Here is a 21,890-nt window from a genome sequence, read left to right on the forward strand (position 1 = left end):
ACTTTGGGTTGGGACGGTCTTTTGCGTTTTCGCGGGGAATGGAGACTCGCGGAAGGGGCGCCGCAAGGGCCCGGGAAATCTTGTCCATCGGTGTCTCGTTCTTGCATTGTTTCTCTGGCTCTACAAGCCACCTTGGCGTCCCGTAAGTGAATACGCATCGGCCGGCGTGGTGCTCCTGGCTGGTGCTTGCGTTGCGGGGAACCTTCACGTTTCCGCCACGGTGGGACATCACTGTCCCGCATCAACTGGCTTATCCGTAAGTGAAGTTCAGTGGTTCGCAGGTTGTTCTTCAACTTTGGCACGTGGCGGGCTATTGCGCAATAAGTGAATCCGACTAATCTTGAGAGCATGAATAAGTCCTCCACCGCCCCGGAGCGTGGCACTAGGCCGCGGAACCGGCGCGCACTGATACTTGCTGCGGCCGGTGACCTCTTCGCGCAGAAGGGATACCCGCAGGTCAGCATGACCGATGTGGCCAAGGCAATGGCAGTGCAGCCATCTGCCCTCTACCGGCATTTTCCGGGCAAGGGCGAGCTTCTTCGCGAGGCGGTGGTGGCCAGCCTCCAACCCGTTTTGGACAGCATTACCCAGGCTTCCGACGGCGACTTCGAACAGTTGGTCACGGCGCTGGGACGGGCAATTCTGGTGCACCGGGAAAATGGTGTCCTGTGGGAGCGTGAATCCCGCCATCTCCCGCCTGCCATCCGCTTCGATATTGCCAGCGGTATCAAGTTCGCCATCAGTGGCAAGCTGCAGTCCGGCAGCTCCGCTCTGCCCGCCGCCGAGGCGGACTTGCGCGCGTGGGCCATGTTTGCGGCGATGATCAGTGTGTCGCACGACCCAAATCGGCTCTCGCGTGCGGACGAAGAATCCCAGCTGATCACGCTCGCCCGCACACTACTGGTCATGCCAATGCCCCCGATTGAAGCAGCAACGAATCACCGTGGTGCATCCATTGACTTGCCGCGCACCCGCCGCGAGGCGTTGCTGGCAGCCTCAATCCGACAGTTCGCTGCGTACGGGTTTGACGCCGTCAGCCTTGACGACATTGGCGCCGAAGTTGGTGTAGCGGGGCCCAGCATTTACCGCCATTTCGACAGCAAGGCGGAAATGCTTGCCGCGGCCCTGCATCGGGCCAAAGAAGTGCGGTGGATGGACATGTCACGCGCGCTCTCTGAATCCGCTGATGCAGCCGAGGCGCTGGAGCGCATCCTTTCCTCCTACATTGCCTTCTCGCTGGGAAGCCCGGAATTCCTGCAATTGGCCGTGTCCGAACGTCCGCACCTTCCCGAGCGGGAGTTGCGGAACTTGATGGAGGCGCAGAGCGACTACGTCACCGATGTCGCATCGCTGGTCCAGGACGTTTACCCCGGTACCGATCAAGAAGTGGTCAGGACCCGGGTGAAAGCGGCTTTGCATGTGGTCAGCAGCGTTGTCCGCACTCCATCCCTCCGTGGCATCCGTGGCATCCAGGAAATTCTTGAGCGGATAGCCACAGGCCTCATCGCTCCATCAAAATGAGATCTTGCGCACAAAGCATCTCAGTAATAAGATAATGACTACTGAAGTAATCTGCATCACTTCAAAGCTCATTCTGAGACAGGTGCCTTAGGCAGCCCTGATCACCAGGGTCCACGCATAGCGGGGCCGACTGTTCGCAAAATTACCTGGAGGCACAATATGAGTGCAGTGGTCGCACAACCATCGGGCGCGAGTTCTCCGAGGAAGGTCGCCTTCGCGAGCCTCATCGGCACGACTATCGAGTGGTACGACTTCTTTATCTACAGCACCGCAGCGGTGCTCGTTTTCCACCATCTCTTCTTCCCTGGCTTCGACCCCACAACCGGGACCCTGCTTGCGTTCTCGACATTCGCGGCGGGCTTTGTCGCACGTCCCATCGGGGCCATCGTCTTTGGCCACTTCGGGGACAGGGCAGGCCGAAAGCCGATGATGGTCCTCACCATCCTGATCATGGGCATTGCCACCGTAGCCATCGGACTGCTGCCCACCTATGACTCAATAGGCGTGTTCGCCCCGATACTCCTGGTCATACTGCGGCTGACCCAGGGATTCGCACTCGGGGGCGAGTGGGGTGGCGCAGTGCTGATGGCCACCGAACATTCCCCCGAGGGGAAACGGGGCTTCTTCGGCAGCTGGCCGCAGGCAGGCGTGGCCGTGGGACTTATCCTTGCCATGACTTTGTACCTACCGCTGGAATCCATGTCACCGGAAGCATTCATGTCCTGGGGGTGGCGCGTCCCGTTCCTGCTCAGTGCGGTACTGGTCATCACCGGCCTGGTGATTCGCGTGAAGGTTGCAGAAAGCCCGGAGTTCGATCGAGTGAAGGCCAACCACAGCGTTGTGCGCATGCCCGTCATCGAAGTATTTCGAACCCACCCGAAGCAAGTGTTCCTAGTAGCCGGCGCAAGCCTGGTACCGGGTATCTTCTTCTACCTGATCACCGTGTACAACTTTGTCTACGCTGGTCAGTCCGGAGAACTCGACTCGTCGTCCATGCTGGTCCTGGTGATTATCACCTCCGCCGTTGGCTTCTTTGTCAATCCGGCAGCCGGTGCGCTGGCGGACAGGTTCGGTGTACAGAGGGTTTATCTGTGTGGCCTTGTACTCATCGTTGCGGTTGCCTTCCCGCTGTACTTTGCCCTCGATGGCGGCTCGTATGGCTTGATTGCCGTCTGCTACTTTGCGGCAACCATAGCCGTGTACATCCCTTGGGCGCTGTCACCTGCATATTTCTCCACAGCCTTTGACGCGAAGGTGCGTTACAGCGGATTGTCCTTGGCGACCACACTTGGAAACCTTCTCGGCAGCGCCATTGCACCCCTCATTGCCGGCGCACTGTTTGCTGCGACAAAAGCGTCTGTCTCAACATCGCTTTATGTCGCCGTCGCCGGAACGGTGTCCATCACCTGCGCCATTCTGCTGGGACGTGTCATCCGCAAGAAGGCATCGCGGGCTGGGAGACGCAGCGATGCGACCGGGGTCGATGAGATCCCCGCAGCCACGTATTCGGAGTGAGTTGACACAAAGCACTCCTCAGCAGGAACAGCTCGTCTTGATCAGTCACCGATGACAGAGACGGGCGCCGTATAAACGCCACCAAAGGAAGGAACTACCATGAGCGGCAACGATCAACAGTTCAAAACATTCACGCTGGAACGGGCAACCCCCACCATCGGGGCGTACATCCATGGTCTGGATCTACGCGAAGAGATCACCCCCGAATGCCGGGAGGAACTACGGGAAGCCTTCCTGGAACACCAAGTTCTGTTTCTCCGCGATCAGCACATCACCCCTGATGACCAAATCGAATTCGCCAAGGTTTTCGGCGACCCCCAGGAAGTAAGTGCGTTCTTCCCCTCGCTCCCCGAATATCCGCACATTGAGGTGTTGGAGTCGCGTGGCCGCGCGGCGGGGACCGACGTCTGGCACTCGGACTTGACCTGGCAGGCTACGCCGAATTCCGCTACATGTCTTCACGCCCAGGAAATCCCGCCGTGCGGCGGGGATACGCTCTGGGCGAGTATGACCGCCGCATATGACGCTCTGCCGGAGAACGTGAAAAGCGTCATTGACGGGCTAGAGGGAGTACATGACTGGGAAAAGGAACTTACCGGCGTTGTCCGCCAGGGTCCCGACGGCGAGACCCGCTATGAGGAAACCCGGCGGAAATATCCACCCATGACGCACCCTGTTGTGCGTAAACACCCGGAAACCGGCCGCAAGCTTGTCTACGTCAACGCGTTGTTCACCACCCGGCTCACGGGCATTTCCACCCAGCTGGGGGACTCGCTGAGAAACATGCTCACCGACCTCGCCAGAACCCCGGAATACCAGGTTCGCTTCCGCTGGGAACCGAACTCCCTGGTGATCTGGGACAACCGATCCACCCAACATTATGCGGTGGGGGACTACCACCCGCACTACCGGCTGATGCACCGGGTCACCCTGAAGGGCGATCGCCCGGCATAGTGCCTGCTGGAACCGTGCCGGGCGGCGCGTCGTGGGCCGCCCGGCCGGTTGTTATGGAGCTCAAGGTTTCACGGCGAAGATGCCGTGACAGCAGCCCTATCGGGCGAAAGTGAAAGAAGGCTGACCAATGCGAGGCCAGAAATTAGGGGCGGGGCTGATAGCCCAGAGCCAGTCCGCCCTTCCACCCTTTACGTTGCATCGGCCCACTTCGCTCGGAGAAGCAGTGGCTCTTTCCCGGCAGCATCCAAAGGCAGTGATTGCTGCGGGTTGTTCGGATCTTGTGGCGCAGTTTCGTGAGGGATTGGAGCCGGAGGTTCTGATTTCCGTGCAGCGAATCAAAGAACTGCGAGCGATAAAGAATGATGCAGGGGTTCTGCGCATTGGTTCCATGGTGAGCCACGCTGAAGCCAGCAGAAGCCATGAAGTACTGTCATCCGTGCCCGCCCTGGCAGCCGCTTGGGGATCAATTGCCACGGTTCGAATCCGCTATCGCGGCACCCTCGGCGGCAATCTCCTTTCCCGTCGATATCGATATGAGATGCCTGTCATTCTGTCGGCCTTGGGCGGGCAGATGCTGTTTCAAGGCGGTGACGTTGAAGCCCTGCCCATCTCGTCACTGTGGGACCGGGACTCACTCTGGGATAGGAACCTTGGCAACGTCGGTATTCTGACCGCCGTCACCGTCGACACCGCGTCCCTGCTGTGGTTCGGCTACGAGCGGTCAATGCGCCCGGTGAGCACAGTGTCCCTCGCAGTACGAAAGGACCCGGTGGCCGGCCTCACCGTTTCTGCCGTCTGTGGCAGTGAATACCGGCAGCCTTTTCTCCTGTCACATACTGCCGAAGCAACTGACATCACCGAGCTTGACCCGGTCTCTGTGGGCGGGGTTCTGGCGGTTCAGCTTCCGGATGAGGCGGGCGACTACGCGGGTTCCATCGACTACCGCCGACACCTGGTGGGCGTTCTCTGCCGCCGTCTTCTTGCCGAAGCAACCGGTAACAAAGGAAAGGAAGGATAGCCAGCCATGAGCCTTGAATCACCGGAATCAAGCGAGGAAAGATTCGCCCACAAGGTTGAATTCGAGCTGAACGGAAGCCCGGAACGGCACTGTGTCCCCACGAGTGCCACGGTCTTGGACCTGCTGCGCAACAGCTGCGGTAAGCAAGGGGTCCGTGCTTCCTGTGAGCGCAGCGTCTGCGGTGCCTGCACTGTTTTGGTTGATGACCTCCCTGTAGCTGCGTGTTCCACTTTTGCTTTTGACGTTGACGGTACGCGTGTTGAAACGGTTGAGGGCTTGGCAGCCCAGGACGGCACGTTGAGCGCCCAGCAACAGGCGTTCAGGGAATGCGGCGGCTTCCAATGCGGCTTCTGCACATCCGGCATGCTGATGCTGACCACGGCGCTGCTGCGGCAAAATCCACAACCGGAGCGGGACCAGATCCGTGAGTGGATCAGTTCGAACACCTGCCGGTGCACGGGCTACGAGATGATTTTGGAATCCGTGGAGCGTGCCGCAGAACTGGCCTCTGCCAAGCAGCAGGATCAGGTTTCCGAATGACCGGGTTCGTGAATCCTTGCGCTCCGGAAGATGCGCCGATCGTGGGACGCAACAGCCCGCGCTTGGACAGCACCGTCAAGGTCACCGGCCGTGCCGTTTACACAGTGGATATTGAGAAGCCGGGGATGCTTCACGCGAAGGTCTTGCGAAGCCCGCATGCGCACGCCCGGATTCTCAGCATCGACGCTGCGGCCGCCCGCTCCCTGCCAGGAGTCACGGCTGTGGTCACCCGCGAGGAGATAACCGGGCTGAATTCTTACGGCACCTACGTCAAAGACCAGCCGGTTGTGGCCACAGAGTCGGTTCGCTATGTTGGCGACGTCGTCGCTGCAGTGGCCGCCGTGGATGAACGCACCGCTTTCGCTGCACTGGATTTGATCAGTGTTCAGTACGAGCAGCTGCCGGCTGTCTTTGATGTAAGAGCAGCGATGGAGCCTTCCGCGCCCGCCATTTTTCCCGACCAGCCCTTCGCCGCCTATCCCGAATATGGCGATGGCGCCTCGGGGGCGGCACACACCGCCCACAACGTGAGTTACGAATTCCGCTACGAAACGGGCGAGGAGAGCGTCTGGGCGGATTGCGATTACATCTTCGAGGACACCTTTACTTTCTCCCGCATGAACCATATGCACCTGGAGCCCTTTGCCACTGTTGCTGAGGCGACAGCGAACGAAATCGAAGTGTGGACCTCTACTCAAAGCCCTTTCCCAATGCGTAAGGAACTGGCGAGGGTTTTTGGGCTGCCTGAAAACGACGTTCGGGTCAACGTTCCGCTCCTGGGCGGCGGTTTTGGTGCCAAGAACGGCCCTAAAACGGAGGCGATCGCCATCCGGCTCTCGCAGTTGTCGGCTGGACGGCCTGTGCGCTACTGCATGAGCACAGAAGAAGTCTTCCTGACATTGAGCCAGCATGACGCCATCCTCACGGTTAAATCGGGCCTCAAGGCAGACGGTGAGTTCATGGCGCGCCAGTCGCGAGTGCTGCTTAACGGTGGGGCTTATGCCGATGCCAGTCCCCTGGTGGCGGAGAAGGCAGGGTATCGGATGCCCGGTGCCTACCGGTGGAAACGCATAGATTCCGTCTGCCAAGCAGTGATCACCAACTCCGTCCCTGCCGGCGCCTACCGCGGTTTCGGCGCAACCCAGGCCACTTGGGCCAGTGAACGCCAGGTTGACCTGATCGCTGAGCGGCTGGGGTTCGATCCCCTTGAGCTTCGGCTAAAGAACGCCAAGGAATTGGGGGAAGAGTTCGTTCCCGGAGAGTCGCCCATCGATTCGGATCTTAAGCATGGATTGAACCTCGTGGCGGATGCCATTGGTTATCGTGACCGGACACGCTCAAGTAACCGGGGCATGGGAGTTGCCATCGGCATCAAAGATGGTGGTGGCGTCAACAAGCCTGCCCAGGCCCGGGTCAAGGTGACCACCAACGGCGATGTGTTCCTGAACTGCGCCTTGGTGGAAATGGGTCAAGGCGGTCATTCAGCGCTGTGTCAGATCGTGGCGGAGACGCTGGCCTGCGATCCGAAGCGGGTGAAGTATGCCGCCATTGATACCGACAACACACCCTTTGACCAAGGCACCAACGCCTCTTCGGGCATCGCCGTCATGGGTCATGCCGTCCTGCAGGCCGCAGAGCGAGTGAAGTGTTCCGTACTGGACACGGCGGCCGAACACCTGATGCTGGACCGGCAGTCGATCCGTCTGGACAACTGGCACATCGTTGATGCTGAAGGCACCACCTATGAGCTCCCGCCGCTGATTATGGACAGATTCGGCGGAACGGGATTCGAGTTCACGGCGGACGGCTACTACAAGGTCCGCAACTCCAGCAGCGCACCCCTGGAAGCACCCTGCATCTTTTGGGAGATCGGGTGGGCAGCTGCCGAAGTGGAGGTTGATCCGGAAACCGGGCGGGTGGAGCTTTTGCAGCTGGTGGTCAGCGGAGACGCCGGCAAGGTGGTGAACAAGTTGGGTTGCCGCGGCCAGGACGAGGGCGCAGCGGTCTTCGGATTGGCCCAGGCACTCTTCGAGGAACTGCGGTACGAAGACGGTGAGCTGCTTAATGGTGAGGCGCTCCTCTATCGGGTGCCTCTGGCTGAGGACATTCCCCGGTTGTTTTCCTCCATTACCCAGGAACAGGGCCATGGCGCGGGACCTTTTGGGACCAAGGGGATGGGCGAGGGCGGCATGCTTCCCATTGCTCCAGCGATTGCCCAAGCCATTGCTGACGCCACCGGGGCGCAGCTCACGTCGTTGCCCATGACGCCGGAACGCGTCTACAACGGGATCCGAGCCGCGCGTTTGCGCCAAGGCGGGGCTGACGGAAATGCGTGAGGTGATGGAGATGCTGGAGAAATCGTTGCTGAGCGATCAACATGTCGCCTTGGCCACGGTGGTCCGCACGGAAGGCTCCGCGCCAAGGGCAGTCGGAACGTCCATGCTTGTCACCGAAGACGGATCGCCAATCGGTTCCGTTTCGGGTGGGTGCATAGAGGCAAGTGTGATCGAAGCAGCAGCCGGGGTCCTCGCCAGCGGGGTCCCGGAGCTCTACCGATTTGGCATTTCAGACGATGACGGTTTCGGCGTCGGGCTGACGTGTGGCGGCAGAGTTGAGATTTTCATCCAAAAGTATGTTCCGGCTTCCTGCCGGCATTTTGCTTCAGTGAAAAGGGCCTTGGATGAAAATCTGCCCTGCGCCATGGTCACCATCTTCGATGGCCTACCTGACGTGGTGGGTCGATCCGAACTGGTGCTGCAAAGTGCGGAAATGGAAGAGCTGTTTGAAGGTACGGCCCTTGCTCCCGAGGCGGTCCGCGCCGCCGGGGCTGCAGTCCAGGAGGCAATAGCCTCCGGAATTACGACGTCGGTCACTCTCCCGGCGGACATCGGTACCGAAACGCCGTTCTCCGTGCTGATCGATGTCTATCGTCCGGCCCGTAGGCTGCTGATCTTCGGGGCCATCGATTTCTCCGCCTCCTTGGCGCAGCTGGGGGTTTTCCTTGGCTTTCACGTCACAGTTTGTGATGCCCGTGCGGTCTTCGCGACGGCTGAGCGCATTCCCTCAGCCCATGAGATCGTGGTCGATCAACCGGCGCGCTACCTGCAAAAAGAAATCGCCTTGGGAAGGCTCGCCCCTGATTCCGCTATCTGTGTGTTGACCCATGATGCCAAATTTGATGTTCCGGTCCTTGATGTAGCCCTGAGACACGGTTTTGCTTACATCGGCGCGATGGGCTCACGCCGAACTGCCAGTGACCGCCGGGAGAGACTGATTGGCTTGGGCCACACCGAGCGGTCTGTGGCACCGCTCCGCTCACCCATCGGCCTGGGCCTTTCCGCTTCCACGCCCGCTGAAACTGCGGTTTCCATCATGGCGGAGATCATCGCTGCCAAGAACCAGAGCTCGGGCCTGCCATTGGCGCACACCAGCGAGCCGATTCATAGAGGGGCGCTGGAGCATGCGGGTTCAAAGTCCAATTAACTTTGGCCCTAAATATCTTGACAGAAAGTATCTTACTACTGATATTCTTTTTGTATGACGTAGTTCACAGGATTGGCACGCGCCTTACCTGGGCGGCACGCATGACTTCACGCCGTGGGAATGACAGAGAGATGAACGGAAGCCGAAGATGAGTACGGACAGTACGGACAGCCTTGATACGCGGGATGAAATCTTTGTGGGCGGCGTGTGGACCCGAGGCAGCGGTGCGCTGATCGAATCGGTCAATCCCGCCAACTCGGAGGTTTTCGCCACCCTCCATGGTGCAACGACGGCGGATGTGGACGCCGCTGTGGCTGCCGGCCTGAAAGCCGTGGAAGAGTCCGGATGGGCAAAGAAGCTCCCTCACGAACGGGCCGCCGTGCTGCACCGCATCAGTTCTGCAATCGAGGCCAACGCTGACCGCATTGCTGAACTGCAGACGCTGGATACAGGTAAGACACTCGTGGAAACCAAGGCTCTGGCTATGAGCGCGGCAGCCACCTTCCGCTTCACCGCGTCCGCTCTGGAAACCATGGAGGATGCACTGACGTCCCCTCGCGGGAACTACCTCAGCATGTCCACCTACGAGGCGATCGGCGTAATCGGAGCCATCACGCCTTGGAACTCGCCGATTGCCAGCGACGCACAAAAGGTAGCTCCGGCACTCGCGGCAGGAAACGCGGTTCTGGTGAAGCCACCCGTCTGGGCTCCCTGGGTCTCGCTGCTGTTGGCACGGATTTGTGAGGATGCAGGACTTCCGGCAGGTCTGCTTTCTGTCCTTCCGGGCCCCGGCCGCGTGGTTGGCGACGCGATTGCGCGACACCCTGACATTGGCAAGATTTCCTTCACGGGTGGCACGTCCACGGGGCGCCAGCTGGGCCATATTGCGGCCGAGAAGATCATGCCGATTACCTTGGAGTTGGGCGGGAAATCGCCCACCATTATTTTTGCTGATGCGGACTTGGACCAGGCAGTGGCCGGCGTGCTCTACGGCATCTTCTCTTCGAGTGGTCAGAGCTGCATTGCCGGCTCGCGCGTCTTCATCCAACGATCGGTCTATGACACCGTCGTCGAAAGACTGGTCAAGGGTGCCGAAGCGTTACGAATTGGACCAGGAACGGATCCAACCACCCAGGTAGGGCCACTGGTGGCTCATGCCCACCGTGACGCCGTGGCCAGGATGGTTGAAGACGCGAGGCTGGCCGGTGCGCAGATCCTCTGCGGTGGCGCCGTGCCCAATGAGACCAGGCTTCAGGCTGGTGCGTTTTACGAGCCCACCATCATTGCCGGTGTGAGTAACTCGGACGTCATTTGCCAGGAGGAAATTTTTGGGCCTGTGGCGGTGATCCTGCCGTTTGACGATGAAGCCGATCTCATCCTCCAAGCCAACGACAGTGTTTTTGGCTTGGCCTGCGGAATCTGGACCGCTGACTACCGCTTGGCCTGGCGAACAGCGAGGGCCGTTTCTGCCGGCACCGTCTGGGTCAACACCTACAAGCAATTCAGTATCTCCACCCCGTTCAGCGGGCTCAAGGAAAGCGGTCTGGGTACCGAAAAGGGCCGGGACGGCATCCGTTCCTATATGCACCAGAAGAGCATCTACATCGACCTCTCGGGCGCATCCATCCCATGGGCCGGCAACTAGCCGGACAGGCTGCCACCATCTTGCTTTCGAAAGGTACGTCAATGAATGCTCACCCCTACAGCCCCGCCTTTGTTGCCGGGGGATTCGGCTTTATCTCCGGCGCATTGTCGGTGGATGAAAGTGGTATTGCCGTACGCGGCCGCTCCGAAGCACTGGTTGCGGCAGCCGCGAGGCTCTCCGAACGGCTGGAAACCGTCGGCATGTCCTTGGCTGACGTCATTAAGACCACCTATTTCGTCACGGACGTGACGTTGCGCGACGAAGCCAACGGTCACTACGAGCAGCTGTTCGAGGAACCGCGTCCGGCTCGTTCCTTTGTGGAGGTTGCCGCCCTGCCCTATGGAGCCACGGTGGAAATCGAAGCAATCGCGCACCGGAGGAAATGAGGACCAATGAGCGTGGAAATTCAGAACCGTGCGGCGGTGACCACTGATGTCCCCGAGCCTAGAATTCAGACACTCAGGGTGCAGCAGAAAACCTGGGAAGCCGACGGCGTCATCCGGATCATGTTTGTTGACCCTGCCGGGGCGGCGCTCCCGCAGTGGCTTCCCGGGGCGCATCTGAGCCTGCACCTGCCCAATGGGCTCACCCGCGAATACTCCTTGTGTTCGGACCCGGAAGATTCCTCAAGCTGGACTGTGGCCGTGCTGCGAACCCCTGATTCCCGCGGCGGCAGCAGGCTGGTCCATGATGAGCTTCCGGTGGGAACACTCCTTGAAGTTGAGGGTCCACGCAACAACTTCCAGCTTGATCATGCCGAACGATATGCACTGGTAGCGGGCGGTATTGGCATCACCCCGATTATTTCCATGGTGCGGCGGTTGGAATCAGTCGGAGCCGACTGGACACTGCTATATACGGGCCGGTCACGTTCAACCATGGCTTTCCTGCAAGAGGTTTTAGGCCTGCCCCAGCACCGGGTAACCATCCACGCTGCCGACGAAACCGATGGCAACTTCGCCGATCTCTCTGCGGCGGTGGGCTCGCTCCCGCCTGAAGCTCTGGTGTATGCCTGCGGACCTGAATCACTGATGCAGGCTGTGGCCGGCGCCATGGCAGACGAATCGCAATTGAGAATTGAGCGGTTCAAAGCACCGGACATTGCTCCCGGGTTAGAACTCGACCAGACAAGTTTCGACGTCATCTGCCACAGCACTGGTCAGCGGATCGCTGTCGGACCCGATGTTTCCGTTCTGGAGGCCCTCAACGATGCCGGCATCAACGTTCCCAGCTCATGCGCAGAGGGCATCTGCGGAACCTGTGAAACCGGAGTCATCGAAGGAGACGTGGAGCACCGTGATTTCCTGCTTTCTCCTGCTGAGCGGGAGGAGAACAAATCAATGTTTGTTTGCGTCTCGCGTTGCCGGTCCCGGGACCTGATTTTGGATCTCTAGTACGAACATCACTCGACTGAAGGTTGAATCCCATGAACTATTTCTCAGCAGAGCCTGTCTGCAATCTGCGGTCGCTGCGTTCTGTGTCCCTGAAAGTGCCCGATACCCGGCCAGCCAGGGATTTCTACCATGAAGTATGGGGCCTTTCCACCGTGGAGGAAGACACTGACAAGTTCTGGCTCCGCGGAACCGGTTCCGAACATCACATCCTGAGGCTGGAAAGGGGCGAGCAGAACGCCTTGGGCGGGGTCTCCTTCGCCCTGGCCACGCCGCAGGACGTTGACCGTGCGGCCACGAAACTCACCGCCCTTGGGATTCCGCTTTTCCGTGAACCCGGACCTTTGGATGACGCTGCCGGCGGCTACGGTCTCCAGTTGGTGGACCCCGAAGGCAGGCTGGTGGAACTTTCCGCCGACGTCCACGCCGTTGTCAGCCAGGAGCCTGCAGGTAGGCGGGCCCTTCCACGCAAGATCGCGCACGTGGTGCTCAATACCGTGGATATTGACCGTGCCGCGGCCTTCTATACGCAAGTGCTGGGGATGCGCATTTCAGATTGGTCCGAGCATCAGATGGCCTTCCTGCGGTGCAACAGCGAGCACCATGCCATCGCGTTCAACCAGGCTCCCTGGACTTCGGTCAATCATGTGGCCTACGAGATGCAGAGCATTGATCACTTCATGCGCGGCATCGGCAACCTGAGGCGCCACAACATCGCACCCCAGTGGGGGCCGGGCCGTCACGGTCCGGGCGACAATACGTTTTCCTATTTCACAGACCCCTCGGGCCTGGTATGCGAATACACCTCCGAAGTAGCCCAGGTAGACGAGGATAGTTGGCTGTGCCGCACCTGGGAGCGGACGCCGGAACTGTCCGACCAGTGGGGAACCGCAGGTCCGCCCACTAGCGCGGTCCGAAGCGCCATGGCCGGCATTCCGGACAGCGGGTATAGCTCGCTGGTGGTCCCCGGACGTGATGACTACTTCTCCATGCCGAAGGCTCCTGCCACGGAAAAAGCCCATGCGTAGCAACTCGTTGCCCCCAGCCACGGAAACCGCGTCGACTGACACCATCGCCGAACGCCGGACATTGGTTCACGGCGTCTCCCTGGTTATTCGCGGAGAAGGAACACCTGTCTTCCTCATGCATGGCATCGGGGGCGCCGCGTCTTCCTGTGGTGCATTGGCTCAGTTGCTGAGCGCACACGGATACCAGACGTTTTGCTGGGATGCGCCCGGTTACGGCGAATCAGCGGCTCCACCGGAAGGCTTGGATCATCCTGCTTTGGTGCTGGACATCCTGGCCACATTGGGTGTGGGTCCCGCACATCTGATCGGTACGTCGTGGGGAGGAGTAATCGCCACCCGGATAGCCGCTCAAGCACCTGAGGCGGTGAGGTCAATTGTGCTGGCGGACAGCACCCGGGGTTCGGGAATTACCCGGACCGCGGCGCAACGCATGCTGGCGCGCGTTCCGGAACTGGCCGCCGTCGGCCCTGAAATTCTTGCGGCCCGACGGGCGGCAAAGCTGGTATCCCCTTCCGCCCCGGCATGGGTGGCCGAGGCTGTACGTGCGGACATGGCCGCCGTCCGGCTGTCCGGATTTGCGTCGGCCGCCACCATGATGGCGCAGTGCGACACCACGGATTTGCTGCCTCAGCTCCGGACCCCGGCGTTGGTCTTAGTAGGCCAGGACGATGTGATCACGGGAGTGGCGGAATCGAGGGTCCTCGCAGAGAACATCCCCGGTGCCACGTTGTGCATCATTCCCGGTGCAGGGCACGCCGCCGTGCAGGAAAAACCGATGGAGATGTCCGCTGCCATCCTCGCGTTCTGGGCGGACCTTCGGTGACGCGCCTGGTGGTAGTCACCGGATCCGGGCGGGGACTTGGCTTCGACATCGCCGAACGATTGGCAGCCAGCGGAGACCGGATAGTCATTGCCGAGAAGAACACAGACCTCGCAGAGCATGCTGCTGCAATACTCCGTGGACAGGGCTTCGACGCTACGGCAGTCATTACCGACATCGCCGACAAAGCCTCGGTGGCAGGCCTGGCCACTGCCGTCCAGCAGCTGGGCGGCGCCGATGCGCTGGTCAACAATGCGGCACTGGCCGACGGCGTAGGTGGTGACACCTTTTGGGAACTGGACGAAGAGTTCTTCCAGAGGGTGATGACCGTCAACGCCTACGGAACCTGGCTGGTCAGCAAACACCTTTACCCCCAGCTGGCACAAAGCCAGGCAGGGTCCATCGTCAACATCGCCTCAGACGCAGCGCTCTACGGCTCTCCACGGCTGGTCCACTACGTCGGATCAAAAGGCGCGGTCCTGGCAATGACCCGCACGATGGCCCGCGACGCGGGACCGGCCGGAGTCCGCGTCAATGCGGTTGCTCCGGGCCTGACCCGGGTGGAAGCCACCGAGTCAGTGCCGGCCTCCCGCTACCGCCTCTATGAAGAGAACCGCGTGCTGCCAAGGGATCAACAACCCAAAGACGTATCAGGCGTCGTCCAATTCCTGTTGTCCGATGCTGCAAGCTTCATCACCGGCCAGACCATCGTGGTGGATGGCGGCTTCGTCATGAGCCACTGAAGCCTCCGGCTACTGAAATGGCTGAGCCGAACCGCCCTGCAGCGGCAAAAAACACTAACAAGGAGTCCCATACATGGACCTGCAATTGAAGGACCGCACGGTGGTTGTCACCGGGGCGAGCTCCGGCGTCGGCCTTGCCACTGCACGATATTTGCTGAGCGAAGGTGCCCGGGTTGCTGCCTGTGCGCGTGACGCCGGCCGATTGTCCGCCGCGTTTGACGAGTTTTCCTGGGCGGACAAGGACGCGATTTACCTTGCTTCGTGCGATGTCACGGACCAAGATGCCACCAACAGCTTTATAGCCGGCACGCTGGAGCGGTTTGGCGCCGTTGATGGCCTGGTCTGCAACGCCGGCCGTTCCTTGATGGCCACACTCCAGGACACCACAGACCAGCAGTTGCGGGATGAGTTCAGTCTGAAGATCTTCGGCGTTCTGAACATGGTACGTTCTGCCAGGTCTGCCCTGAATGCCTCACCGCACGGCTCGGTGGTCAACGTCAACGCGATCCTCTCCCGGCAGCCGGAGTTGCGACTGGCTGCCACTTCTGCTGCCCGCGCCGCACTGTTGAACCTCACCCATTCCCTTGCCGAAGACCTGGCAAAAGAGGGAACCCGGGTGAATTCGGTCCTGCTCGGCCTGGTGGATACCGGCCAGTGGCGGCGACGCTTCGAGGAAGCCGGTTCCGAGCTCGACTACGAGGCCTGGAGTGCGGAGATCGCCGCCAACCGCGGCATCAAGCTGGGCCGTTTCGGCACGGCTGAGGAGGTGGCCTTCCACATTGTCTCGCTGCTCTCGCCCCTCAGCGGATACACCACAGGAGCAACCATCGACGTCGGCGGTGGCGTTGGGCGCTATGTCTAACCAGCGGAACTTCATCACGAAAGAGATCCAGATATGTCAGTGACACAAGCAGCAACGGTCCCGCGAGGGCCAACAGGCGGTGACGTCCTTGTCCGTGTAATGCGTCGGCACGGCATCGATACGGCCTTCGGGGTGATCAGCATCCACAATCTTCCCCTCGTGGAGGCAGTGGACAGGGAGCTGAATTTTGTGGCCGTCCGCCACGAGGCGGCAGCAGTCAACGCAGCTGACGCTTATGCCCGCGCCTCAGGCAAAATCGGGATCGCCCTGACCAGCACCGGTACAGGAGCCGGCAACGCTGCGGGTTCCATGGTTGAGGCGCTCACCGCGGGAAGCCGGGTACTGCACATTACCGGTCAGATCGACAGCGAATTCATGGGCAGCAACCGTGGAGTGATCCATGAGGTCCCACGTCAGCTGCAGATGCTCCACGCGATCTCCGGCTATGCCCGCACCATTTTTAATGGCAAGGATTCGGAGGCGGACTTGGAAGAGGCAATCGCACACTTGCTCTCCTCACCTCACACGCCGGCCAGCATCGAATGGCCTACAGATTTGCAGTACCTGGCCCACCCGGATGATCAGCGCCCCATCGATGCGCAGGTGAAGCCTTTACCGGATCACGACGCCGATGCCGTCGCCGAAGCGGTCCGGCTCCTGGCAGGTGCCAAGCGTCCGCTCATCTGGGCTGGTGGAGGAGCGGCCGGCGCGGACAAGGAACTTGCGGCTCTGCTGCACCATCTTGGCGCAGGACTCCTGACCAGCAACTCGGGACGGGGTGTGGTTCCTGAAGATGACCATCTTGTCATCGGCAACTTTGCTACCACTCCCGCTGCCGTCCGGCTGATCGAAGAGGCGGATGTGCTGTTAAGTGTTGGCACGCATTTCCGTTCCAACGAGACGCAGCATTATTCGCTGAAATTGCCCGCCACTCACATCCAGCTGGATCTAAATCCTGAAGCCGTGGGCAGGGTGTATCCGGCCACGGTGGGGTTGGTGGGTGACTCCCGGGAAATTCTGGAGGCGATCGTCAGCCAGTTGGATGGCCATTCGGTGGAGGCAGCGTGGCCGCAGCGGGTGAACACCGTACGCCGCGAGGTAAGGGCCGCGCTGACTGAGTACATCGGGGGCTATGCGGAAATCTGCCACAGCCTCAGGGAGCGCCTGGATCGGGAATCCGTTGTTGCGCGTGATGTCACCATTCCCTCCAGCCAGTGGGGTAACCGCCTGCTGGAGATGTACTCCCGCGAAACAAACATCTTCCCGCTGGGAGGCGGCATCGGCCAGGGATTGGCCATGGGCATCGGGGCGGCGTGCGCCCGCCCGGACGTTCCCACGGTAGTTATTGCCGGCGACGGCGGCCTGGCCGTGCACCTTGGTGAGCTTGCCTCCCTTGCCGGTTCAGGGGTCTGGTGCGTTGTGTTGGTTTTCAATGACGGCGGCTATGGGGTGCTGCGCAACATGCAGAAAGCCAACGGCTTCGCGGAGGCAGGAGTGAACCTGCATACACCGGACTTTGCTTTGCTCGCACAGTCACTGGACTTGCCGTTCTGGCGGGTGCGCGGCCCCGGCTCCTTCGATGGGGCCTTGGCGGACGCGCTCGCGGTGCGGGGGCCCGCGGTGATCGAGATCGACGTCACCGCTTTGGACCCCGTACCGGGTGCGTTTGTTCCGCCCGTGCATATTCCAACCCCACATCAGTAGAGGAGCAGGAGAGCACATGAAATCAAGTACGGAAGTTGATCCGCGCCCTGACCAAGGGCACGGGGACGTCATGCCACAACACGACGTCGTGTGCTTGCACGGCGGCGAGGGAGCCGGCGAATGGTTTGCCGACCAGCTTGACGCTTTGGGCGCCAGAGCCTGGGAACCGGGAATCGGCCTTACGTTCGACGTCACCGGTCCGCCCGGCCGGATGGAGGAGTGGGTCGAATCGGCCTCGTCCGCCCTGTACGAGTCGACCGCCGGTCCTGCTCACATTCTGGCCAGCGGAGCAGCTGCGTACGGTGCCATCCTGCTCGCTGCACTGCACCCGGAGCAGATCAAGAGTGTCATCCTGGGCGACCCGCTGGTGGACACATCGGTTGAAGGATTCGTGGCCACGCTCCAGCGGGTGCGGGCGCCGTCGTTGGTCATTGCTGCCGCCCCTGACCTGGACACCGATATCTCCGTACCGCAAAGCATCGCCGGGGGAATCAGGAACGGGGTCTTTGTCATCATCGACAACACCGCCGTTCCGGCACACCAAAGCCGATCTCACTCATTCAACGAGTGGAGCAGGTCATTCATGAACATCGCTGAAGGTCTGCACACCGTCACCGAAACACAGGAGGAACACAGTGCCTGAGCAATATCTTGACGCCAACCAGTCCCGGGTGGGTCCGCCTAATCCTTATGAGCTGAAGCTCGCCGGAGCCCTCTCCGAGATTTTCGCCAGTGGTAGCCACGAGCTGCCGGCCATCATCTCGGGGTTGAACAATTTGGGCCTGAACGCCCCGGACGGGAACCCCTGGGATGAAGCCCGATTCCGTTCCGAAATGCGACGACTGGGAGATTAGGACATGACAACTGCAACTGCAAGCGCTGCCACCGGAGTCAGGGCCGGCAGGGCCAAGACCAAAACTGTCGTCGGTACCCGGCGCCAACTCGATGCCGCAGAACTGGCCGCGACGGGACTGAGGGATCGCTGGTATCCCATCTACCCGTCGCGGTTTGTGGGTCCCGGCGACATGGTCAAAGTCCGACGCCTGGGCGTGGATTGGCTTCTGTTCCGCGATGCCAGGGGGCAAATCCGGATGTTGGAGGACCGCTGTCCCCACCGCAGCGCCCCCTTGTCCGTGGGCCAACACCTGGGGGACCGGGTGGCGTGCAAGTACCACGGCGTGCAGGTGGACGGCAGCGGCACCGTGGTTTCGGTTCCGGGCATGCCGGGTTGCGCGCTTGAAGGTAAGACAGTCACCGCGTCGCTGGCCGTGGAGGAAGGCGCTGACATGATCTTTGCCTTCATGCCATTGACCGAAGACTCCGAGGTGACGGCGTTCAAACTGCCCGATCGCTTGGACAACCCCGAGGTTTCCTGGTTTTCCAACTACGCCGAATGGAACAGTCCGTGGCGCTTCTACATGGACAACGTCCTGGATCCGATGCACGGCGCATTCCTCCACCGTGACTCGCATTCAATGTTTGGCGGTGACACCAGTGCCCGCTTCCGAATCCGTGAGACCGATCGTGGATTCTTCTTCGAGAAAACGGACCAGCGCGGCAAGAACTTTGACTGGGTTGAGTACTGCCGTGAAGCCATGGACTACGTGGACCTGGAGATCCCCTATGCCGATTCGGCAGGTCCCGGCGGTTCGTTCGGCATCGTAGGAATGTCCACTCCTATTGATGCCCATACTTCCGCCGTTTTCCATTGGCGTACCCGGACCGTTTCGGACTGGGAACGGGACGTTTGGCGATTCATGTACAAGACGACCCTTGAAGAAAAGCACTGGGTGGTCTTGGAACAGGACCGGGAATTGTTGGAGGCGCTGGCTGCAGATGCGGATAAGGACGAGCATTTGTATCAGCACGATCTTGGCGTAGCCAGGATCCGCCGGGTCCACGATGCCGATGCCCAGAAGCAGGCCGCCATTCTCTCAGAGGGACTCGCCTAGACCAAAGAGCCTGCAGCTCGAAACTCTTCGAACTGCAGGCTCTTTTTGTCGTGTGTCCCAAACAATTCAGCAAAACAAAACCCGGGTACCGGCCGCGTCGGCCGGTACCCGGGTTCTTGGAGATTTAGCGGGTCACGCCATACATCTCCGAGGTGGGCGGGTAGAACGGGATCTCCGGCTTCTTGGCGCCAATGATCACGCAGATAATGGCGTCAACATCGCTGACGGTGCGCAAACTCCGCGGAACGCCTGCGGGGACGCGGATCAGATCGCGGTAGCCCAGCACGCGGCTTGCTTTCTTGTTGCCGTCTTCCACGTCGTGGACGCTGAACTCCACCTCTCCTTCGAGGACAAAGAACACCTCTTCGACGTCCGGGTGCGTGTGTTCAGGACCTACGCATCCGGCGGGCAGCACCATGTTGGAGAAGGTGAAGTGCTCCGCTTGGAGGATGTTGTTGTCGTCGGAGTGGTCTCCGGTAGCTCCGGAACCGATGTAGCGGACCTGTCCGCGTCGGAATTTTTCACCCATTTTGGTCTGGAATTTCAGGGTATTGAAGTCAACAACCCGGCTCTCACGGGAGGCGATGGCCGAATCAATCAGCTCCTCAAGTTCCGGTAACTTGCTTTCGATAACGTCGCTCATGATGGACCTCTCTCGGATTGGTTATTGCCAGATTTCGAAAGAGCCGGCGTGGATTCCATCTCCCTCGACTCTAACTATCTCAAGACTAAGATATAATGGAAGCGGCTGCAAGACGCCGGTGGAAAGTGCTCAAAATTTGCTGCGTTCGTTGGGAAGCTCAGTGTTAAGATGCTTAGACCGCCGAACGAAGGAGAGAATGCGCATGACCACCGAATCGCGGAACAGTGACACGGACGCCGTGGACGCCATTATTGAGGACTGGCACCGCGAACGCCCGGACCTTGATCCCACCACCATTGGCGTCTTTGGCCGCTTGCAGAGCCTGGTGGCACGGCAGCGGGCTGTGCAGGATGTGAACTACGAGGAGTACGGGCTCACGTTGGCATCCTTTGATGTTTTGGCGAACTTGCGTCGATCCGGCCCTCCGCACCGGAAGACTGCTGGTGAACTGGCCAGTTCGTCCATGCTGACCACGGGCGGCATCACCTTCCGGTTGGACCGTATGGAGGAACAAAACCTCATTGAACGGGTTCGGTCGAAGGAGGACCGTCGGGTGGTCTACGCCCAGATGACGGACCACGGCAAGGAGCTCATTGATGAGGTCATTTCAAAGCATCTGGAAACGCAGCGCAATATGCTCGCCGGCCTCACTGCCAAGGAGATCGACCAATTGGCACTGCTACTGAAGAAAACTGAAGCCTCCATCGTCGCGTATGACCCGAAGGCTTCCTCCGCGGACGAACTTATGCTGAACGTCTAGATCACGGCGCGGGTTTCGTCCATCCACTCCATCATGTAAGGAATCGAATGAAGCCAGGAGCCCGCAGGATCGGAATAATAGGACATGGAGCCATTGGGGCTCGTGTTGCTGCTGACATTGCCGCTGGAAAAGACAAGGGGGCCACCCTTGAGGGAATCATTTGCCGCAGCGCCATAGTCAACGCGCCGGCACCCCGGCTTGAGATGGCCCAAGCGCTGGAGCGCTGCGACCTCTTGGTTGAATGTGCTGGGCAGGAGGTCTTGATCGACCATGGCGAGGCGGTGCTTTCGGCAGGCGTCGACCTGCTCGCTACATCACTCGGGGCGCTTGCGGACCCACACCTCTCGGAGCGATTGTCAGCCGCCGGCCCAGGCAGGCTTTTCCTGACCTCGGGCTCTATTGGTGGCTTGGACCTGTTGGCTTCGGGCGCGCGCGCCACAGGGTATGACGCCGTCAGGATAACCACAACCAAGCTGCCGGGTTCCCTGATTCAGCCGTGGATGGACGAGGTTGAGGCTGATCGCATTCGGAATACCGCCGACCCCATCGAGATCTTTGCCGGTTCCGCCGCCCGAGCCACACAATTGTTTCCAAAGTCGCTCAACGTGGCAGCCGCCGTCGCCCTCGCGGTAGACGACTGGGACACTGTGGCTGTGTCTGTAAGAGCCGACCCAGCGGCCGAGCTTACGACGCACTTGATCGAGGCTTCCGGAAACAGCGGGAATTACCGCTTTGAAATCTGCAATGAAGTATCGCCGCAAAACCCGCGCACCAGTGGCGTTGTACCATTCGCGGTGCTCCGGTCATTGGAACTGATCATCGGCGCGCGCGGCGGAATGATCTAAGCACCACCTACGCCGATCACTTCTCCGAAGACTTCGTCGGGGTCGAGCCGTCGGAGTTCTTCTGCGAGGCAGTCTTTGAGGCTTCTGCGGGGGAGCGTGATACGTTGCGCCGGCTGTCCCGGTTGGGTCAGAATCACCCCTGAGTGACCCGGCCGGGACAGCTGGACATCCCCGTTATCGCGGCGCAGCCTGATACTACGGATGCCCCTCCCTGGCTCGCCATCCACAATGGTGGTTGGCGCGTTTAGGGAGTTCTTAAGCCACGCCGCCAAGAGGTGGGTGCTGGCTGAATCGGAGGCGCCTTGAACCTCGACGGCGGTCACGGACCGGGCGTCGACGTGGTCGAAGACGGCGGCGAGTTGCATGCGCCAGTTGGTCAGGCGGGTCCAGGCGAGGTCGGTGTCGCCGGCTTTGTAGGTGGCGCGGATGTTCTCCAGAGCACGGCGGGGGTCGGGTTCGTTGGCTG

The 21,890-nt window shown here is 60.5% G+C and carries 22 protein-coding genes; 20 read left to right on the forward strand and 2 right to left on the reverse strand.

Annotated features, from left to right (window positions below):
* The first annotated feature begins 348 nt into the window (after positions 1-348).
* The 18 genes from RIF72_RS15095 to RIF72_RS15180 all read left to right on the forward strand — a co-directional run bounded on the left by RIF72_RS15095 (position 349) and on the right by RIF72_RS15180 (position 19,176).
* On the forward strand, positions 349-1,521 hold the full coding sequence (locus tag RIF72_RS15095) for a TetR/AcrR family transcriptional regulator (protein ID WP_309075658.1): 1,173 nt from the start codon (positions 349-351) through the stop codon (positions 1,519-1,521).
* Between the two features lie 159 nt (positions 1,522-1,680).
* Complete coding sequence (locus RIF72_RS15100; protein ID WP_309075659.1) at positions 1,681-3,036, forward strand: MFS transporter; 1,356 nt, start codon at positions 1,681-1,683, stop codon at positions 3,034-3,036.
* A gap of 99 nt (positions 3,037-3,135) precedes the next feature.
* Positions 3,136-3,990, forward strand: a complete 855-nt coding sequence (locus tag RIF72_RS15105; RefSeq protein ID WP_309075660.1) for a TauD/TfdA family dioxygenase — start codon at positions 3,136-3,138, stop codon at positions 3,988-3,990.
* Between the two features lie 127 nt (positions 3,991-4,117).
* Positions 4,118-5,008 carry an FAD binding domain-containing protein gene (locus tag RIF72_RS15110; RefSeq protein ID WP_309075661.1) on the forward strand — a complete coding sequence of 297 codons (891 nt, stop codon included), beginning with the start codon at positions 4,118-4,120 and terminating at the stop codon, positions 5,006-5,008.
* Positions 5,009-5,014: 6 nt separating this feature from the next.
* Entirely contained in the window at positions 5,015-5,548 is a 534-nt protein-coding gene (locus RIF72_RS15115; protein WP_309075662.1) for a 2Fe-2S iron-sulfur cluster-binding protein, read from the forward strand.
* Positions 5,545-7,884, forward strand: coding sequence for a xanthine dehydrogenase family protein molybdopterin-binding subunit (locus RIF72_RS15120; RefSeq protein WP_309075663.1), 2,340 nt, complete (start codon positions 5,545-5,547; stop codon positions 7,882-7,884). The genes RIF72_RS15115 and RIF72_RS15120 overlap by 4 nt, the downstream gene beginning before the upstream one ends.
* Complete coding sequence (locus tag RIF72_RS15125) at positions 7,877-9,031, forward strand: XdhC family protein (protein ID WP_309075664.1); 1,155 nt, start codon at positions 7,877-7,879, stop codon at positions 9,029-9,031. Before RIF72_RS15120 ends, RIF72_RS15125 begins: the two co-directional genes overlap by 8 nt.
* Positions 9,032-9,179: 148 nt before the next feature.
* The gene (locus RIF72_RS15130) at positions 9,180-10,676 is read left to right on the forward strand and encodes an aldehyde dehydrogenase (RefSeq protein WP_309075665.1); all 1,497 of its coding nucleotides are present in this window, start codon (positions 9,180-9,182) and stop codon (positions 10,674-10,676) included.
* A 41-nt stretch (positions 10,677-10,717) separates the two neighbouring features.
* Positions 10,718-11,062, forward strand: a complete 345-nt coding sequence (locus RIF72_RS15135) for a RidA family protein (RefSeq protein WP_309075666.1) — start codon at positions 10,718-10,720, stop codon at positions 11,060-11,062.
* Between the two features lie 6 nt (positions 11,063-11,068).
* Positions 11,069-12,070 carry a PDR/VanB family oxidoreductase gene (locus RIF72_RS15140; RefSeq protein ID WP_309075667.1) on the forward strand — a complete coding sequence of 334 codons (1,002 nt, stop codon included), beginning with the start codon at positions 11,069-11,071 and terminating at the stop codon, positions 12,068-12,070.
* A 32-nt stretch (positions 12,071-12,102) separates the two neighbouring features.
* Complete coding sequence (locus RIF72_RS15145; protein ID WP_309075668.1) at positions 12,103-13,095, forward strand: VOC family protein; 993 nt, start codon at positions 12,103-12,105, stop codon at positions 13,093-13,095.
* Positions 13,088-13,918, forward strand: a complete 831-nt coding sequence (locus RIF72_RS15150) for an alpha/beta hydrolase (protein WP_309075669.1) — start codon at positions 13,088-13,090, stop codon at positions 13,916-13,918. Before RIF72_RS15145 ends, RIF72_RS15150 begins: the two co-directional genes overlap by 8 nt.
* The gene (locus RIF72_RS15155) at positions 13,915-14,658 is read left to right on the forward strand and encodes a 3-oxoacyl-ACP reductase family protein (RefSeq protein WP_309075670.1); all 744 of its coding nucleotides are present in this window, start codon (positions 13,915-13,917) and stop codon (positions 14,656-14,658) included. The genes RIF72_RS15150 and RIF72_RS15155 overlap by 4 nt, the downstream gene beginning before the upstream one ends.
* 73 nt (positions 14,659-14,731) lie before the next feature.
* On the forward strand, positions 14,732-15,520 hold the full coding sequence (locus RIF72_RS15160) for an SDR family oxidoreductase (RefSeq protein ID WP_309075671.1): 789 nt from the start codon (positions 14,732-14,734) through the stop codon (positions 15,518-15,520).
* Between the two features lie 33 nt (positions 15,521-15,553).
* Complete coding sequence (locus tag RIF72_RS15165) at positions 15,554-17,224, forward strand: thiamine pyrophosphate-binding protein (protein ID WP_309075672.1); 1,671 nt, start codon at positions 15,554-15,556, stop codon at positions 17,222-17,224.
* A gap of 16 nt (positions 17,225-17,240) precedes the next feature.
* The gene (locus RIF72_RS15170; RefSeq protein WP_309075673.1) at positions 17,241-17,867 is read left to right on the forward strand and encodes an alpha/beta hydrolase; all 627 of its coding nucleotides are present in this window, start codon (positions 17,241-17,243) and stop codon (positions 17,865-17,867) included.
* Positions 17,860-18,078: a recombinase-like helix-turn-helix domain-containing protein gene (locus tag RIF72_RS15175; protein WP_309075674.1), complete on the forward strand. Its 219-nt coding sequence runs from the start codon at positions 17,860-17,862 to the stop codon at positions 18,076-18,078. The genes RIF72_RS15170 and RIF72_RS15175 overlap by 8 nt, the downstream gene beginning before the upstream one ends.
* Positions 18,079-18,081: 3 nt before the next feature.
* Positions 18,082-19,176, forward strand: a complete 1,095-nt coding sequence (locus RIF72_RS15180) for a Rieske 2Fe-2S domain-containing protein (protein ID WP_309075675.1) — start codon at positions 18,082-18,084, stop codon at positions 19,174-19,176.
* A 124-nt stretch (positions 19,177-19,300) separates the two neighbouring features.
* Here RIF72_RS15180 and RIF72_RS15185 read toward each other — a convergent pair whose 3' ends face one another.
* Positions 19,301-19,819, reverse strand: coding sequence for a cupin domain-containing protein (locus tag RIF72_RS15185; protein WP_011774625.1), 519 nt, complete (start codon positions 19,817-19,819; stop codon positions 19,301-19,303).
* A gap of 202 nt (positions 19,820-20,021) precedes the next feature.
* Here RIF72_RS15185 and RIF72_RS15190 point away from each other — a divergent pair, with 202 nt between their 5' ends.
* Together RIF72_RS15190 and RIF72_RS15195 are read left to right on the forward strand one after the other, a co-directional pair.
* Positions 20,022-20,579 carry a MarR family transcriptional regulator gene (locus tag RIF72_RS15190; RefSeq protein WP_309075676.1) on the forward strand — a complete coding sequence of 186 codons (558 nt, stop codon included), beginning with the start codon at positions 20,022-20,024 and terminating at the stop codon, positions 20,577-20,579.
* A gap of 47 nt (positions 20,580-20,626) precedes the next feature.
* Positions 20,627-21,424 carry an aspartate dehydrogenase domain-containing protein gene (locus RIF72_RS15195; protein WP_309075677.1) on the forward strand — a complete coding sequence of 266 codons (798 nt, stop codon included), beginning with the start codon at positions 20,627-20,629 and terminating at the stop codon, positions 21,422-21,424.
* Here the strand turns inward: RIF72_RS15195 and RIF72_RS15200 are convergent.
* On the reverse strand, positions 21,421-21,890 hold a 470-nt coding region (locus RIF72_RS15200; RefSeq protein WP_309075678.1), incomplete at its 5' end, for a glucose-6-phosphate dehydrogenase assembly protein OpcA. The two genes, RIF72_RS15195 and RIF72_RS15200, sit on opposite strands and share 4 nt — an antisense overlap.

Source organism: Paenarthrobacter sp., from assembly GCF_031180005.1.
Taxonomy (GTDB): domain Bacteria; phylum Actinomycetota; class Actinomycetes; order Actinomycetales; family Micrococcaceae; genus Arthrobacter.

Excerpts from the sequence above, each read along its gene's own strand:
- RIF72_RS15095 (WP_309075658.1), top strand. The coding sequence starts at position 349 with ATGAATAAGTCCTCCACCGCCCCGGAGCGTGGCACTAGGCCGCGGAAC.
- RIF72_RS15100 (WP_309075659.1), top strand. The coding sequence starts at position 1,681 with ATGAGTGCAGTGGTCGCACAACCATCGGGCGCGAGTTCTCCGAGGAAG.
- RIF72_RS15105 (WP_309075660.1), top strand. The coding sequence starts at position 3,136 with ATGAGCGGCAACGATCAACAGTTCAAAACATTCACGCTGGAACGGGCA.
- RIF72_RS15110 (WP_309075661.1), top strand. The coding sequence starts at position 4,118 with ATGCGAGGCCAGAAATTAGGGGCGGGGCTGATAGCCCAGAGCCAGTCC.
- RIF72_RS15115 (WP_309075662.1), top strand. The coding sequence starts at position 5,015 with ATGAGCCTTGAATCACCGGAATCAAGCGAGGAAAGATTCGCCCACAAG.
- RIF72_RS15120 (WP_309075663.1), top strand. The coding sequence starts at position 5,545 with ATGACCGGGTTCGTGAATCCTTGCGCTCCGGAAGATGCGCCGATCGTG.
- RIF72_RS15125 (WP_309075664.1), top strand. The coding sequence starts at position 7,877 with ATGCGTGAGGTGATGGAGATGCTGGAGAAATCGTTGCTGAGCGATCAA.
- RIF72_RS15130 (WP_309075665.1), top strand. The coding sequence starts at position 9,180 with ATGAGTACGGACAGTACGGACAGCCTTGATACGCGGGATGAAATCTTT.
- RIF72_RS15135 (WP_309075666.1), top strand. The coding sequence starts at position 10,718 with ATGAATGCTCACCCCTACAGCCCCGCCTTTGTTGCCGGGGGATTCGGC.
- RIF72_RS15140 (WP_309075667.1), top strand. The coding sequence starts at position 11,069 with ATGAGCGTGGAAATTCAGAACCGTGCGGCGGTGACCACTGATGTCCCC.
- RIF72_RS15145 (WP_309075668.1), top strand. The coding sequence starts at position 12,103 with ATGAACTATTTCTCAGCAGAGCCTGTCTGCAATCTGCGGTCGCTGCGT.
- RIF72_RS15150 (WP_309075669.1), top strand. The coding sequence starts at position 13,088 with ATGCGTAGCAACTCGTTGCCCCCAGCCACGGAAACCGCGTCGACTGAC.
- RIF72_RS15160 (WP_309075671.1), top strand. The coding sequence starts at position 14,732 with ATGGACCTGCAATTGAAGGACCGCACGGTGGTTGTCACCGGGGCGAGC.
- RIF72_RS15165 (WP_309075672.1), top strand. The coding sequence starts at position 15,554 with ATGTCAGTGACACAAGCAGCAACGGTCCCGCGAGGGCCAACAGGCGGT.
- RIF72_RS15170 (WP_309075673.1), top strand. The coding sequence starts at position 17,241 with ATGAAATCAAGTACGGAAGTTGATCCGCGCCCTGACCAAGGGCACGGG.
- RIF72_RS15180 (WP_309075675.1), top strand. The coding sequence starts at position 18,082 with ATGACAACTGCAACTGCAAGCGCTGCCACCGGAGTCAGGGCCGGCAGG.
- RIF72_RS15185 (WP_011774625.1), bottom strand. The coding sequence starts at position 19,819 with ATGAGCGACGTTATCGAAAGCAAGTTACCGGAACTTGAGGAGCTGATT.
- RIF72_RS15190 (WP_309075676.1), top strand. The coding sequence starts at position 20,022 with ATGACCACCGAATCGCGGAACAGTGACACGGACGCCGTGGACGCCATT.
- RIF72_RS15195 (WP_309075677.1), top strand. The coding sequence starts at position 20,627 with ATGAAGCCAGGAGCCCGCAGGATCGGAATAATAGGACATGGAGCCATT.